The organism is Lysobacter sp. 22409, assembly GCF_052045105.1.
In the GTDB taxonomy this organism is placed as follows: domain Bacteria; phylum Pseudomonadota; class Gammaproteobacteria; order Xanthomonadales; family Xanthomonadaceae; genus Lysobacter; species Lysobacter antibioticus_B.
This window is the reverse complement of sequence record NZ_JBQEOE010000049.1, coordinates 22957-37199: the sequence shown is the minus strand read 5'-3', so window position 1 is coordinate 37199 and position 14243 is coordinate 22957. Positions and strand designations below refer to the sequence as shown.

General features: G+C 68.0%; 10 protein-coding genes. 8 read left to right on the top strand and 2 right to left on the bottom strand.

Annotated elements, in window-relative coordinates; translation table 11 throughout:
* Positions 1–252 precede the first annotated feature (252 nt).
* On the top strand, positions 253–570 hold the full coding sequence (locus ACTJJK_RS20145; RefSeq protein WP_440731083.1) for a YXWGXW repeat-containing protein: 318 nt from the start codon (positions 253–255) through the stop codon (positions 568–570).
* A 115-nt stretch (positions 571–685) separates the two neighbouring features.
* Here the strand turns inward: ACTJJK_RS20145 and ACTJJK_RS20140 are convergent, their stop codons facing one another.
* Positions 686–2842: a C1 family peptidase gene (locus ACTJJK_RS20140; protein ID WP_440731082.1), complete on the bottom strand. Its 2157-nt coding sequence runs from the start codon at positions 2840–2842 to the stop codon at positions 686–688.
* 497 nt (positions 2843–3339) lie between these two features.
* Here ACTJJK_RS20140 and ACTJJK_RS20135 point away from each other — a divergent pair, with 497 nt between their 5' ends.
* The 3 genes from ACTJJK_RS20135 (at position 3340) to ACTJJK_RS20125 (ending at position 6507) form a co-directional block, all read left to right on the top strand.
* Complete coding sequence (locus tag ACTJJK_RS20135; protein WP_031373366.1) at positions 3340–4443, top strand: Glu/Leu/Phe/Val dehydrogenase dimerization domain-containing protein; 1104 nt, start codon at positions 3340–3342, stop codon at positions 4441–4443.
* Between the two features lie 155 nt (positions 4444–4598).
* Entirely contained in the window at positions 4599–5348 is a 750-nt protein-coding gene (locus ACTJJK_RS20130) for a carbonic anhydrase (protein ID WP_440731081.1), read from the top strand.
* Position 5349: 1 nt separating this feature from the next.
* Positions 5350–6507 carry an isovaleryl-CoA dehydrogenase gene (locus ACTJJK_RS20125; RefSeq protein WP_031373364.1) on the top strand — a complete coding sequence of 386 codons (1158 nt, stop codon included), beginning with the start codon at positions 5350–5352 and terminating at the stop codon, positions 6505–6507.
* Between the two features lie 386 nt (positions 6508–6893).
* Here the strand turns inward: ACTJJK_RS20125 and ACTJJK_RS20120 are convergent, their stop codons facing one another.
* Positions 6894–9701, bottom strand: coding sequence for a S8 family serine peptidase (locus tag ACTJJK_RS20120; protein ID WP_440731080.1), 2808 nt, complete (start codon positions 9699–9701; stop codon positions 6894–6896).
* Between the two features lie 465 nt (positions 9702–10166).
* Between ACTJJK_RS20120 and ACTJJK_RS20115 the strand changes: the two genes are divergently transcribed.
* The 4 genes from ACTJJK_RS20115 to ACTJJK_RS20100 all read left to right on the top strand — a co-directional run bounded on the left by ACTJJK_RS20115 (position 10167) and on the right by ACTJJK_RS20100 (position 14235).
* Positions 10167–11342, top strand: a complete 1176-nt coding sequence (locus ACTJJK_RS20115; RefSeq protein WP_440731079.1) for a thiolase family protein — start codon at positions 10167–10169, stop codon at positions 11340–11342.
* Positions 11343–11465: 123 nt separating this feature from the next.
* A complete protein-coding gene (locus ACTJJK_RS20110) occupies positions 11466–11843 on the top strand; it encodes a hypothetical protein (RefSeq protein WP_031373361.1) in 378 nt (125 codons plus the stop codon).
* Positions 11844–12038: 195 nt separating this feature from the next.
* Positions 12039–12434, top strand: a complete 396-nt coding sequence (locus tag ACTJJK_RS20105) for a hypothetical protein (RefSeq protein ID WP_031373360.1) — start codon at positions 12039–12041, stop codon at positions 12432–12434.
* Positions 12435–12624: 190 nt separating this feature from the next.
* Positions 12625–14235 (top strand): carboxyl transferase domain-containing protein, encoded by a 1611-nt coding sequence (locus ACTJJK_RS20100; protein ID WP_031373359.1) that lies wholly within the window; start codon positions 12625–12627, stop codon positions 14233–14235.
* Positions 14236–14243: the final 8 nt, after the last annotated feature.

Below are 14243 nucleotides of genomic sequence, written 5' to 3'. Positions count from 1 at the left end.
AGCCGCGACCGCGGGGTTGCCCGATAGCGGCGCGAAGATGAAGGCTGGCACAGTCGTTGCGGGCGACGCGAAAGGCCATCCGGTTGCAGGCGGTGACGACGCGAGCGTGCAGGTACGCGGTCGCGGCTTGCGCCGCTCCTACCCTTAAGCCGAAGCGTGTCTGAACGTCTTGCGCTGCGAGGTCAACAGGTGTCACGGCAACCGCGTTGTCCTCGGTACCGGCGGGTGGCCGCCGGGTTCGAGGAGAACGGTATGGCTATGCGTCCTTTGATGGTGGCGGCGGTGCTCGGGGTGGCATCGCTCGCAGGCGTGCATGCGCCGCAAGCGCAGGCGCGTGCGTATGTGGATGTGAACGTGCGGGTGGCACCGCCCCCGCCGCGCTACGAGCGGGTGCGTGTGCGTCCGGGGTATGTGTGGGCGCCGGGGCATTGGCGCTGGGACGGCCGCGGTTATCGCTGGGTCGGCGGCCACTATGTCGTGGCGCGCCGCGGTTACGTGTACGTAGGGCCGCGCTGGCATCCCTACGGGCCGGCCTGGCGTTTCCGCGACGGCTACTGGGCCCATCGCTGATCTTCGCCGGGTGCTGCTCTCGCCGGCGCGACTTCCGCCGGGTGTGACGCGTCGCGATATTGGACGCGTCACACCTTCCGCTGTCGCCGCATTCCTTCGCAGCGCCTTCGATGTTTCAAGACTTGACCGCGCGCGCGATGGCGTTGCGGCGGTCGGCGTTGCCGGCATCGGACCGGTGCAGGTCGAAACTGGCGGTGGTGGTGGCATGGCCGAGGGCACGCGCGAGCGTCGCGGCCAGGGTCGCGCGGTCGTCTTCGAAGCCGCCATGCGAGGTCGCAGTCGAAGCATCGGGCGAGCCCGGCGGCAGGCCCGCGGTCGGCGACTGGATCCAGTCGATGCGGCCGCTGTCGATCAGTTCGCGCAGTTCGGCATTGCCCTGCTCGCCACCTTTTTCCAGGAACCGCGCCATGCCGAGCAAGGGCGTGCCGTGGCGGTAGGCGCGGTTGATCCAACTGCGCGCCTGGGTTTCCAGCGCATGCGCGACCAGATACAGCAAGGACTTGTGATAGATGTCGGCGCAGTCGTCGTCGTTCTCGGCCTTGTCGGTCAGGGTGAACAAGGACAGACGCTTGATCGCGCCGCTGCGCAAGGCCGGGGCATAAGTCTGCAAGAACAGTTCGACCGTGATCGCCGGCGCCCACAAGGCCACGCTTTCGATCTTCAGGCCGAGGCCGCGCATGCCGACCGCGGGGCCGCCCGGCACGATGCCGTCGCAGGTCAGCAACTGCACCAGCGGCGCGAACAACACCGAGCCGGCACTGTGCGCGGTCAGGTGCAACTCCACACTGGGATCGTGGTCGATCCATTCGCCGAGCAGGCGCGCGACCAAAGCCGCGCCGCCGGCTTCCTGGGCGCCGCCGTTGGCCAGCGCCACGCGTGCGGTGGTGGCGAGCAAGGCGTTTTCCTTCATCTCGTCCCACAACAACTTGCCGCCGGCGACGCGCGCCAGCGGTTCGAGCGTGTCGTCGAGACGGTCGAGCAGCAGGTCCTTGGCCTTGTCGACGATGCCCTCGCTGCGCGGCCGGGCGACGTCGCGCAGGATGTTGCCCAGGGTGCTCCAAACGTCGCTCTTCCAGACGAAGGCGAGCGGATAGACCTGCCGGTCGAGCAAGGTTTCGCGGTAATCGGCGACGCGCTGGATCGCGCTCTGCTCCGGCACCAGGCCGCCGTGGGCATACAGCATGACGCGCTTTTTGTTCCAGCCTGCGGTGATCCGCGGCAGGTCGTCGCGGATCAGGTTGCGGACGTTGTCGAGGGTGGTGCCGAAACGGCCGCCGTCGCGCAAGGCGCCGTCGTTGCCGAGGCTGACGATGTGCGGGCGCAGATCGGCCTGCGAATAGCCGGTGGACTGGCGGGCGACGCTGGAATGATTGATCGCGCTCGACTGCGCCCTGTGCAGCCGCACCGGCACCGCCAGCCGCGCGACCCACACGTCGGTGCCGCGCTCCAGCCATTCGTCGTAACCGATATAGCCGTAGCCGCCGCGGCCCCAGTCCTTGCCCCAGGAGTTCTGGATCCAGAAACCGCCTTCGTCGTAACCGACGATGGCGAAGGCGTGATAGCCGGCGAGTTCCTGCTGCGCCCAGACAATGCGTCCGCGCGCCGGGTCGTCCCAACCTTCGTGCACCGCGCTCGATGCGTACAGCACGCCGACTTCGGCGAAGGCCGCGTGCATCGCCACCAGGTCTTTGTGGTTGACCCGGAAATAGGCGCCGAGCGGGCGCTGCGCGGCGTCGCGTGCGCGCGCTTCGGTGTAGGTCTCCATCGCCGTGCCGGACTGGTAGGGCCAGGCCTTTTCCGTGCATACGCCGTGGTGGTGCCAGCCCTTCATGGCGCCACGGCAACTGGAACCGGAATAGCTTTCGCCGCGCCATTCGTCGTAACGTCGCGCCATGTCGTAGAACATGCGGGTGCTGACCGCGGCCAGCTTGGCGCGCGGCGCACGCTTGCGCAGCAGGGCGTGGGCGACGGCGGCCAGGCCGAACGCGGTGCAAGCGCCTTCATCGCCCTGGTCGAGCACCGGCAGACGCAGTTTCAGGTGCTCCGACAGCGGAATGCGCACCGGCACGTCGATCAGGGTCGGCTCGAACATGCGGTCGCGAAAATCGGCGGTGTCCGGACGCGCATCGAGCAAGCGGCGCCGCGCCGCACTGCGCTCGACCCGTCCGGCACCGGCCTTCGGCGTGACTTCGAGTTCGGACTCCTCGAAGGCCTCGTGGCGAAGCGTGGTGCCGGTGCGTGCGCGGCGCGCGGTTTTGCGGGCTATGGTCATGACGGGTCCTGAAAATATCGATTCGCAATGCAGAAAACGGCCTGGCCGCGCCGCGGCGGACAAAGGTCCGCCGCGAACGCGGCGGGCTCGGTGGCGCCCGACGCGGACTGGCGGCGAAACGACAACACCGGCAAAGCGCGCGCCGCGGGCTCGATCGCGGCCCGGGCCGGCCGACGCGCAGCGATTGTGGCGGCGCGAGTCGGTCGCACCGATGACAGCCGCGGCCGCCATGGCGATCGGCGCCTGTGCGATGCGCTGGCCGAACGCGCCGAAAGCCGCCGTAAACCCGTCTGCGCAGGCCCTCACGCGGCCCGTTCCAGCCACGATTGCCCCGCCCCTGCAATACCTAGCCGTATTGCCCGATTGCTTTAGACTACGGCCCCTACGGCGGGCCCCAGCGGTTGCGGCGTACAGGCGAATCCATTTCCATTCAACGACTTACCACCACCAGGCGTCCTTAGCGCTTCGCGCAATGCCGCGCCGGTCCGGAGCACCCGATGATTTTCGAAACCCTCGACACCTTCGGCCACGAGCAGGTCGTGTTCTGCCATAACAAGGACGCCGGCCTGAAGGCCATCATCGCGATCCACAACACCGTGCTCGGCCCGGCGCTGGGTGGCCTGCGGATGTGGCCGTACAAGACCGAGCAGGACGCGCTCAACGACGTACTGCGTCTGAGCCGCGGCATGACCTACAAAAACGCAGTCGCCGGCCTCAACATCGGCGGCGGCAAGGCCGTGATCATCGGCGACCCGGCCGCCGACAAGTCCGAAGCGCTGTTCCGCGCCTTCGGCAAGTTCGTCGACTCGCTGGGCGGCCGCTACATCACCGCCGAAGACGTCGGCATCGACGTCAACGACATGGAATACGTGTACCGCGAGACCGAGTACGTCACCGGCGTGCACCAGGTCCACGGCGGCTCGGGCGATCCCTCGCCGTTCACCGCCTACGGCACCCTGCAGGGCCTGATGGCGGCGCTGAACAAGCGCTTCGGCGACGAGGAAGTCGGCAAGTACAGCTACGCCGTGCAGGGCCTCGGCCACGTCGGCATGGAATTCGTGAAGCTGCTCAAGGAGCGCGGCGCGAAGATCTTCGTCACCGACATCAACAAGGGCCTGGTCGACAAGGCCGTGTCCGAGTACGGCGCCGAAGCGGTGGGCCTGGACGAGATCTACGACGTGCCTGCCGACGTGTACTCGCCGTGCGCGCTGGGCGGCACCGTCAATGAGCAGACCTTGCCGCGCCTGAAGGCCAAGATCATCTGCGGCGCGGCCAACAACCAGCTGGCCAACAACGCCATCGGCGACGAAGTGTCCAAGCGCGGCATCCTGTACGCGCCGGACTACGCGGTGAACGCCGGCGGCGTGATGAACGTCGCGCTGGAACTCGACGGCTACAACCGCGAGCGCGCCATGCGCATGATGCGCACGATCTATCACAACCTCGGCCGCATCTTCGAGATCGCCGAACGCGACAGCATCCCGACCTACACCGCCGCCGACCGCCTGGCCGAAGAGCGCATCAGCGCGATCGGCAAGCTCAAGCTGCCGATGGGCCGGTCGACGCCGAGCTTCCGCGGACGCATCCGCAGCGGCCACTGAGCCACACCACGACGGGGCCCATCGGCCCCGTCGTCGTATCTGAGGTAGGGGTTCGCCCCGCTGCTGCGTTTTGCTGAATGCGCGCAAGCGCGTCGCCAGGTCACAGCACTAACGCGGCTTCCACCACAATCCGTGCAATGAACGGGATGCTCGCCATGCGCAAACATTTCATCGCAACCGCCGTGATCATGGCCGTCGCCGTCGCCGCCCAGGCGGGCGAAGCGACACCACCGGCCCAGGCTCATGGCGAAACCCTGGACTACGAGCGCCAGGAACAATGGCAGGCCGCGCGCGACAAGGCGCAGTCGCCGATCGACATCGTCACCGCTTCGGCGATCCCGGCCGCCGACAACGAGCCGCGGAGCCTGGAATTCACCCATACGCGCAGCGCGATCGACTCGGTCGAGGACAACGGCCACGCAGTTCAGGTGGACACTCACCTGACCGAGGCGACCATCCGCGGCCGTCATTTCACCCTGAGCCAGTTCCACTTCCACGCCCAGAGCGAGCACACCCTCGACGGCAGACACTTCCCGCTCGAAGGCCACTTCGTGTTCAAGGCCCAGGACGGACGCCTGGCCGTGGTCGGCGTGATGTATGCCGAAGGCGCCGCCAATCCGGTCGCCCAGCAGGTGATCGACGACCTCAAGCCGGGCAAGCGCGAAGACGCACCGGCGCAGCGCGAGATCGATATCGAGGCGCTGTTACCGAAATCGCATGCCTACTATCACTACCTGGGCTCGCTAACGACCCCGCCGTTGTCGGAAAATGTGGAGTGGTACGTGCTGCCCGCGCCGGTGACGATGTCTAAAGCGCAGATCCAGGCGTTCCTGTCCCATTACCGCCGCAACAACCGCAACATCCAACCGCTCAACGGGCGGCCGCTGATTCGTTACGAGGGCTGATATGCGCAGTTTTCCCCTGGGTGAAGAGATCGATGCACTGCGCGATGCCGTGCGCCGTTTCGCCGAAGCCGAGATCGCACCGCGCGCGGAGCAGATCGATCATGACAACGCGTTCCCGCAGGACCTGTGGCCGAAACTAGGCGAGATGGGCCTGCTGGGCATGACCGTGCCGGGCGAATACGGCGGCAGCGAGATGGGCTATCTGGCGCATCTGGTGGCGATGGAGGAAGTCTCCCGCGCCTCCGGTTCGGTCGGCTTGTCGTACGGCGCGCACTCCAACCTGTGCGTGTCCAACCTCTATGCCAACGGCAACGAGGCGCAGCGCGCGAAGTACCTGCCGAAGCTGTGCAGCGGCGAGTGGAAGGGCGCGCTGGCGATGAGCGAGCCGGGCGCGGGTTCCGACGTGGTCGGCTCGATGAGCTGCCGCGCCGAGCGCAAGGGCGATGTGTGGGTCGCCAACGGCAACAAGATGTGGATCACCAACGGCCCCGAGGCCGACGTGCTGGTGGTGTACATGCGCACCGCGGGCAAGGACGCCGGCAGCAAGTGCATGACCGCCTTCATCGTCGAGAAGGGCATGAAGGGTTTCAGCACCGCGCAGAAGCTCGACAAGCTCGGCATGCGCGGCTCCAACACCTGCGAGCTGGTGTTCGAAGACTGCGAGATCCCGGCCGAGAACGTGCTCGGCGAAGTGCACCACGGCGTCAAGGTGCTGATGAGCGGCCTCAACACCGAGCGCCTGGTCCTGACCGGCGGCCCGCTGGGCCTGATGCAGGCCGCGCTCGACATCGCCCTGCCCTACGTGCGCGAGCGCAAGCAGTTCGACGTGGCGATCGGCACCTTCGGCCTGATGCAGGGCAAGATCGCCGACATGTACACCGCGCTGCAGTCGAGCCGCGCCTTCGCTTATCAGGTCGGACGCGACTTCGACGCCGGCTACAAGAGCCGCGTCGATGCGGCCTCGTGCCTGCTGCACGCCTCCGACGCCGCAGTGCAGGTGGCGCTGGAAGCGATTCAGACCCTGGGCGGCAACGGCTACATCAACGAGTACCCGACCGGCCGCATCCTGCGCGACGCCAAGCTGTACGCGATCGGCGCGGGCACCAACGAGATCCGCCGCATGCTGATCGGCCGCGAGCTGTTCGACGGCAAGAGCTGAGTCTCGGGGTGCTTGGGTAAAGCAAAACGCCGTTGCGGTTGCGACGGCGTTTTTGTTTGGGGGACGTTGTCTTTTGTATGCCCTTGGCATGGGGCGCGTCGTCGTCGATGACTCGCGAAGAGCAAATCTCCCCCAACCCCTCTTTTCCAAAGAGGGGAGCTTTTCTGCGGTGGTTTGATGGTTCGTGGCGCTGCGCGGGTGGTCCTGCGCGGCAGCGCAGTTACGCCTCGTCCAGATCACACCGATCAACTCCCCTCTTTGAAAAAGAGGGGCTGGGGGAGATTTGCTTTCCCCGCTCCGCGCAGCGCCAGGAATCCATCGCGCCGCACCAGGAGCCCCCTCTTCGACAAAAAGGGGCTTTGGGGAACCCGCTCAGCCCCCTTCCCTCAGAACGGCACCGACCACGTCGCGAACGCGCGCAAATAGTCCTCGCCCCGCTCCCTGCGTTGATCGAAGTCGAAACGCAGCACGCTGCCGCGGCCGAAGCGGGTGCTCAGGCCCAGGCCGAACACGCCGACGTCGCGGGCCAAAGGCTCGCTGGCGATCGGCGACCACACGTCCAGGGCGGTGAAGCGGGCGTCGATGAAATCGCCCGACTGCGCCAAGGTCCGCTGCCATTCGGCGCGGCCGTCCAGGGTCAGCAGGGCCGAACCGATCCGCCATTCGCGCTGCATCCGCGCGCCCACCAGTGCCTGCGTTGCGCTCAAGGTGGAGTCGCCGGCGCTGAGGCCGAAGCCGGCGGCGCCGGGTTCGTCAAAGCCGCTGCGGTCCAGGCGCACCGATTGCACGCCCACATACGGTGTGATCATGCCGTTCGCACTCTCGAAGCGATGCCCGAGTTGCGCATCGAGCTGCAAATAGCGATTGGCGTAACTCGTACCGACACCGAAGTCGGCGGCACCGAGCATGACTTCGCGTTCGAGATGACGATCCATGCGCCCGAGCGCGGCGCGGCCCAGCAGATAATGGCCGCCGCGGCTCCAGGCCGCGTAGAACTGGCCCTCGATCTGGCGGTTGCGCTCGCGGTCGCGACGCAGTTCGTGGCGTGCGTAGCCGTCGGTTTCGCTGAGCGCGGCGCCGTAGCGCAGCTCCCCTTGGCGGCGGTCGTGGCCGACGATCCAGCCGTTCGCGTCGAGGTCGAAGCGGCCGGCGGTCGCGCGCTGGGCGTCGATGCGGTCGGCCCAGGCGCCGTCGCTCGGATGCAGATACTGCGCATCCAGGCGCGATTCCAGCGCGCGGCGGTTGCCTTCGATCGCCATCATCGCGAACGCGGCGTCGGCGCTGTGCAACTCGCCGGACAGGCTGGCCAGCGAGCGCTTGGCGATCTCCGGCGTGGCCGACTGCTGCAAGGCGCCGGCCGCGGCGCTGAAGGCGCCCTGCGCGCCGGGGCCGCCGCTGACGACCGTGTTGCGGTCGAGTTCGTCGAAGGCGCCGTCGACGCGTTCGGCGGCCGCGGCCGCGGCGCCCTGCACGCCCATCGATTGCGCGGCGGCGGTGATGTTGAGCGAGACGATGTCGAGCCAGGCCTGGGTGCTGCTATAGCCCGGCACCGCGACCAGGAATACGTTGGAGGCGGTCGTCAACGAGGCGAACGCGCCGCTGATGCTGCCGGCGTTGACGAAGACTTCGCGGCTGGAACGGGTATAGCCCGGCAACTGCCCGAGCACGTGGGCGTTGCCGGCCAGGCTCGCGTTGCCGGTCACTTCCAGCTTGGAGCCGATGAAGAACTGCAACTGCCCGGTCGCGGATTGCTGGTAGCTGTCGACGCGCAAGCTGGCGCCTTCCACCCGCACCGCCCCCTGGTTGTCGAGGCGGTTGCCGATGCGCGCACCGTTGCCGCCGACCAAGGTAGCGCCCGCGCGCACCGTCGTCGGCGACACCGTCGAGGCGTTGTCGGCGAGCCGCAGCACGCCGCCGGCGACGTCGGTGGTGCCGGTGTAGCTATGCGCGGTGGTGCTGTCCAGGCGCAGCGTGCCGCTGCCTTCCTTGATCAGGCCGCCGGCGCCGCTGAGCGGGTTGGACCAGGTCGAAGTACCGTCGAACGACACCCGCACATCGCCCCAGTCGAGCCGGCGCGGGCCGCGCACAGAGGCGCCGACATCGAGCAGGCCCTGGCCGAACACCGGGTCGACGCCGGGCGCGCCCAGGTCTTTGGCGTTGCCGAGCAGGGTCTGCCGCACCAGGTCGTTGTTGAAGTACGGGAATGCCTGCCAGACCAGCGCCGCGGCGCCGGACACCTGCGGCGCGGCGAACGAGGTGCCCTGGACGACCCAGTAGGTCGGGCTGCCGACCGCATCGTTGACGCCGGTCGCGATGACGTTGCCCGGTGCGACCAGGCAGTAGTTCATGGCGATGCCGCAGGCGTTGGAGTAGCTCGCCAGTTGGGTCGGGGTGTTGCTGTCGAGCGCGGCCGCGGCGATCCAGCCGCGTTCGAGCACGTTCGCGCCGGCGCCCTGGCTCGGCAGCGAGGCGTTGTCGGAAGGCTGCGGCTTGGCCTCGTTGCCGGTCGCGAACACGACCAGGCCGCCGTTGTCGATGAAGGGCTTGTAGGCGTTGATGAAACTGACGGTGACGTTGTCGCCGGTCCAGTACAGGCCGCCCCAGGAGTTGTTCATGATGCGCACGCCGGCGTTCATGAGATCGCGCGAGACGATGTCGAGCCCGCCGGCGTCGCGCGCTTCGTTGCCCTGGCCGGAGCCGTCGTCGTTCGGGCGCACGTCGGAAAGGATGCGCGCGGAGACGATGCTCGCGCCCGGGGCGATGCCGCCGGGCCAGTTGCCCACCGCGGTGCCGGCGGCGATCTGGGCGACATAGGTGCCGTGGCCGAGGACGTCGTCGATGGCGTGGTTGTTGGTGCGCGGATCGGTGTAGATCAGATGCGGGCCGACCCGCCCGGCCAGGGCCGGATGAGTGCGGCGCACGCCGCTGTCGACCACGCCGATGCGCACGCCCTGCCCGCTCAGGCCGAGCGCATGCGCGGCGCGCGTGTTGGTCAATGCCAGGTGGGCGTCGACCGCCGGCTGGGACGGACTCGGCGGCGGCGGCGTGGTCGGCGGCGGGTTCGCCGGCGGCGGTGTCGGGCGAACCGCGTCGCCGCCGCCTCCGCCGCCACCGCAGGCGCTCAGGATGGCCAGGCTCAGCGCACACAGCGCCAGCCGCGAACTGCATCGCGCTGCCGGTCCGAATCGTTTCATGGCTCAGCTCCCCGTCGGGGACGGCCCGCCGTTCGCACCCCTGCGACACGACCGCGCGTCGCCTTCGTTTTAATCCAAGCCGCGCGCAACGACAATCGAAACCGCTGGTTTTTCGCGCAGATTTCGCCAAACGATGTGCGCCACGACGCGCACTATCGGGGCCTACGCCGACCCTCGTCGGTACCTGTCCGCGCCTGCGCCGCCTCACCGCTGCGGATGTATTCGCCCAGCCCGCTGCGCCCGATCCGCGGTCGCCCGGCCAGCCCGAGCGGCCGAAACCGCCGGATTCGGCCCACTAGCGTTCAGCTGCCTGCCGGCTTCGTCGCGACCAGGAGACGGTCAATTGTTTGTTTTTCGTTATCCGAGACCCCGGTATTTGCCGCGGTGCAGCATGGCGCCGCATAATCCGGCGGTTCCGGCCCAAGCGCCGGTCTCCGTCTACGCCACAGTTTTTGGAGTTCCGCCATGAGCGATGTCGTCATCGTCGGTGCCAAGCGCACCGCCATCGGTTCTTTCCTCGGCCAGTTCACCGGCGTCCCGACCCCGACCCTGGGCAGCGCCGCGATCACCGGTGCGCTCGAGCAGGCCGGCGTCGCCGCCGACCAGGTCGACGAAGTCATCATGGGCTGCGTGCTCCCGGCCGGGCTCGGCCAGGCGCCGGCGCGCCAGGCGGCGCTCAACGCCGGCCTGCCGACCTCGGCCGGCTGCACCACGATCAACAAGGTCTGCGGCTCGGGCATGAAGGCGATCATGCTCGCCCACGACCTGATCAAGGCCGGCTCGGCCAAGGTCGTGATCGCCGGCGGCATGGAGTCGATGACCAATGCCCCGCACCTGCTCAACAACTCGCGCACCGGCATCCGCTACGGCAGCACCGAGATGCTCGATCACATGGCCTGGGACGGTCTGACCAACCCGTACGACGGCAAGGCCATGGGCGTGTTCGGCGACGCCGCCTGCGAGAAATACGGCCTGGATCGCGCCGCAATCGACGCGTATTCCGAGGAAAGCGTGAAGCGCGCGCAGGCTGCGCAGAGCGCCGGCCACTTCAAGGACGAGATCGTTTCGGTGACCGTCAAGGGCCGCAAGGGCGATGTCGTCGTCGACAGCGACGAAGAGCCGGCCAAGATCGACGTCAGCAAGATTCCCGGCCTGCGCCCGGCCTTCGGCAAGGACGGCGTGCTGACCGCCGCGTCCTCCTCGAAGATCTCCGACGGCGCCGCCGCCGCGCTGCTGATGTCGGCCGACGACGCTGCCGCTCGCGGCCTCAAGCCGCTGGCCCGGATCGTCGCCCACGCCGGCCATGCCCTGGCGCCGGAGTGGTTCACCACGGCACCGGTGAAAGCGATTTCAAACGTGCTCGAAAAGGCCGGCTGGACGGTCGCCGACGTCGACCTGTTCGAGGTCAACGAGGCCTTTTCCTGCGTCGCGATGGCGCCGATGAAGGACCTTGGCATCCCCCACGACAAGATCAACGTCCATGGCGGCGCGGTCGCCCTGGGACACCCGATCGGCGCCAGCGGCGCCCGCCTGGTGGTCACGCTGATCAATGCCTTGCGCCTGCGTGGCGGCAAGCGCGGCGTCGCTTCGCTGTGCATCGGCGGCGGCGAAGCGACCGCAATTGCGATAGAGTTGCTCTAAATAGTTAAAAACGCGTTGCACAAAAAAAACCGGCAAGCCCGCTTGACACACGTCACCGGCTTGTCATCATGTTATCGGCGCGCAACTGCGCGTTGCCTAACTAATCGACGAGGAATCCGAATCATGAATTTCAACAAGGCGCTGATCGCCCTGGCTCTGGGCCTGGCCCTGGCCGCTTGCTCGAACCAGAAGCAGGCCGAAGAAGCTTCCGCCGACGCCGCTGCCGCTTCGACCGAAGCTCAGGCCGCTGCTGACACCGCCGCCGCTGCTGGCGACGCTGCCACCGCCGACGCCGCTGCTGCCAGCGCTGACGCCGCCGCTTCGGCTGCCGACGCTGCTGCTACCTCGGCCGACGCCGCTGCCAACGCTGCGACCCCGGCTGCTGCCGACGCCGCTGCCGACGCCGCCAAGAGCGCTGCCGACGCTGCCGGCGCCGCTGCTGACGCTGCCAAGGACGCTGCTGCTCCGGCAGAAGCTGCCAAGGAAGAAGCCAAGAAGTAATATCGCGCAAGCGATACTGCTTAGTTCCGGCACGAGTCATCGTGCCGAACGGGAAAGCCGCCGGTTTCCGGCGGCTTTTTCCGTAAGGTCAGTGAACGATCTGAGCCGGCTTGCCGGACCGCTGCGCGCACTGGCGTTGCCTGACATCACCGTTCCACGTTTTTTCTCTCAGACAACTCCTCAGGATAGACACTCATGAAGACCCACCTGTACGTCCTCCTCGCCGCTTCCGTCCTGGCCCTGTCGGCTTGCGCCCCGAAGTCCGAAGAAGCCAAGAACGAAGCCGCCGAAGCCTCGGCCGCCGCCAGCCAGGCCGGCGACGCCGCCGCCCAGGCTGCTGACGCCGCCGGCACCGCCGTCGCCGAAGGCGCCGACGCCGCCGCTGCTGCCACCACCGACGCTGCCGCCGCTGCCGGCGCCGCTGTCGACAACGCCGCTGCCGCGACCGCCGATGCCGCTGCCGACGCCGCTGCTGGCGCCGCCGACGCGACCGCCAAGGCTGCCGACGCCACCGCCGACGCCGCTGCCAAGATCTCCGACAAGGCCGACGCCGCAGCCGACAAGGCCAAGGAAGAAGCTGCCAAGCACTAATCCGCTTGCGCTGACGCTGCTTCGAGAGGCCCGCGCAAGCGGGCCTTTCTTTTTGCGCCGAAGGCTGCGCGAAACGCCGGCGCGCGGCGCTTGCCGCATTGCGCAGTACTGCACCGCATCGCCCAAAGTGATTGGCCGCGAACGACGCTTTGTGTTTTCATGCCGCGTCCAAGAACCAGGCCGCCGTGCAATGCCCGCGATCACTTCCCAGCTCGACCCGCGCTCGCAGGATTTCCGGGACAACGTCGCCTACCACCAGGCGCTGGTCGAAGAGCTCGATGCGCGCCTGGCGCGCGCGGCTCACGGCGGCGGCGACAAGGCCCGGGCCAAGCACACCGAGCGCGGCAAGCTGCTCGCACGCGACCGCATCGCCGCCCTGCTCGATCCGGGCTCGCCGTTCCTGGAAATCGCCCCGCTCGCCGCCGAAGGCATGTACGACGACGCCGCGCCCGCCGCGGGCATGGTCGCCGGCATCGGCCGCGTGCAGGGGCTGGAGGTGGTGATCGTCGCCAACGACGCCACGGTCAAGGGCGGCACTTACTTCCCGATGACGGTGAAGAAGCACCTGCGCGCGCAGGAGATCGCCCGCGAGAACCGCCTGCCCTGCATCTACCTGGTCGACTCGGGCGGCGCGTTCCTGCCGCTGCAGGACGAGGTCTTCCCCGACCGCGAGCATTTCGGCCGCATTTTCTACAACCAGGCCCGCCTGAGCGCCGAGAACATCCCGCAGATCGCCGTGGTCATGGGCAGTTGCACCGCTGGCGGCGCCTACGTGCCGGCGATGTGCGACGAAAGCATCATCGTCAAGGAACAGGGCACGATCTTCCTCGGCGGCCCGCCGCTGGTGAAGGCGGCGACCGGCGAAGTGGTCGATGCCGAAGCGCTCGGCGGCGCCGAAGTCCACACCACGGTGTCGGGCGTGGCCGATCATTTCGCCGAGGACGACCGCCACGCGCTGCAGATCGCCCGCGAGATCGTCGGCAACCTCAACCGCCGCAAGACCCTGCCGGTGACCGTGCAAGCCTCGCGCGAGCCGCTGTACGCCGCCCAGGAGCTGTACGGCATCGTCCCCAAGGACACCCGCCGCCCGTTCGACATCCGCGAGGTCATCGCCCGCATCGTCGACGGCAGCGAGCTGCAGGAATTCAAGGCGCGCTACGCCAAGACCCTGATCACCGGTTTCGCCCACGTCCACGGCTATCCGGTCGGCATCGTCGCCAACAACGGCATCCTGTTCGCCGAAAGCGCGCTCAAGGGCGCGCATTTCATCGAGCTGTGCAACCAACGCGGCATCCCGCTGGTGTTCCTGCAGAACATCACCGGCTTCATGGTCGGCAAGAAGTACGAAAACGCCGGCATCGCCAAAGACGGCGCGAAGATGGTCACCGCGGTGGCGTGCTCGCACGTGCCCAAGTTCACCGTGGTCATCGGCGGCAGCTTCGGCGCCGGCAACTACGCCATGTGCGGCAGGGCTTATGGGGCAAGATTCCTGTGGATGTGGCCGAACGCGCGCATCAGCGTGATGGGCGGCGAACAGGCCGCCTCGGTGTTGGCGACCGTGCGCCGCGACGGCATCGAAGCCGCCGGCAAGGTGTGGACGCCGGACGAAGAGGAAGCCTTCAAGGCGCCGATCCGCGACCAGTACGAAAGCCAGGGCAACCCCTACTACGCCAGCGCGCGGCTGTGGGACGACGGCATCATCGATCCCGCCGACACCCGCCGGGTGCTGGGACTGGCGCTGTCGGCCAGCCTCAACGCGCCGATCGAGGACCGCACCCGCTTCGGCGTGTTCCGCATGTAATCCCGCTG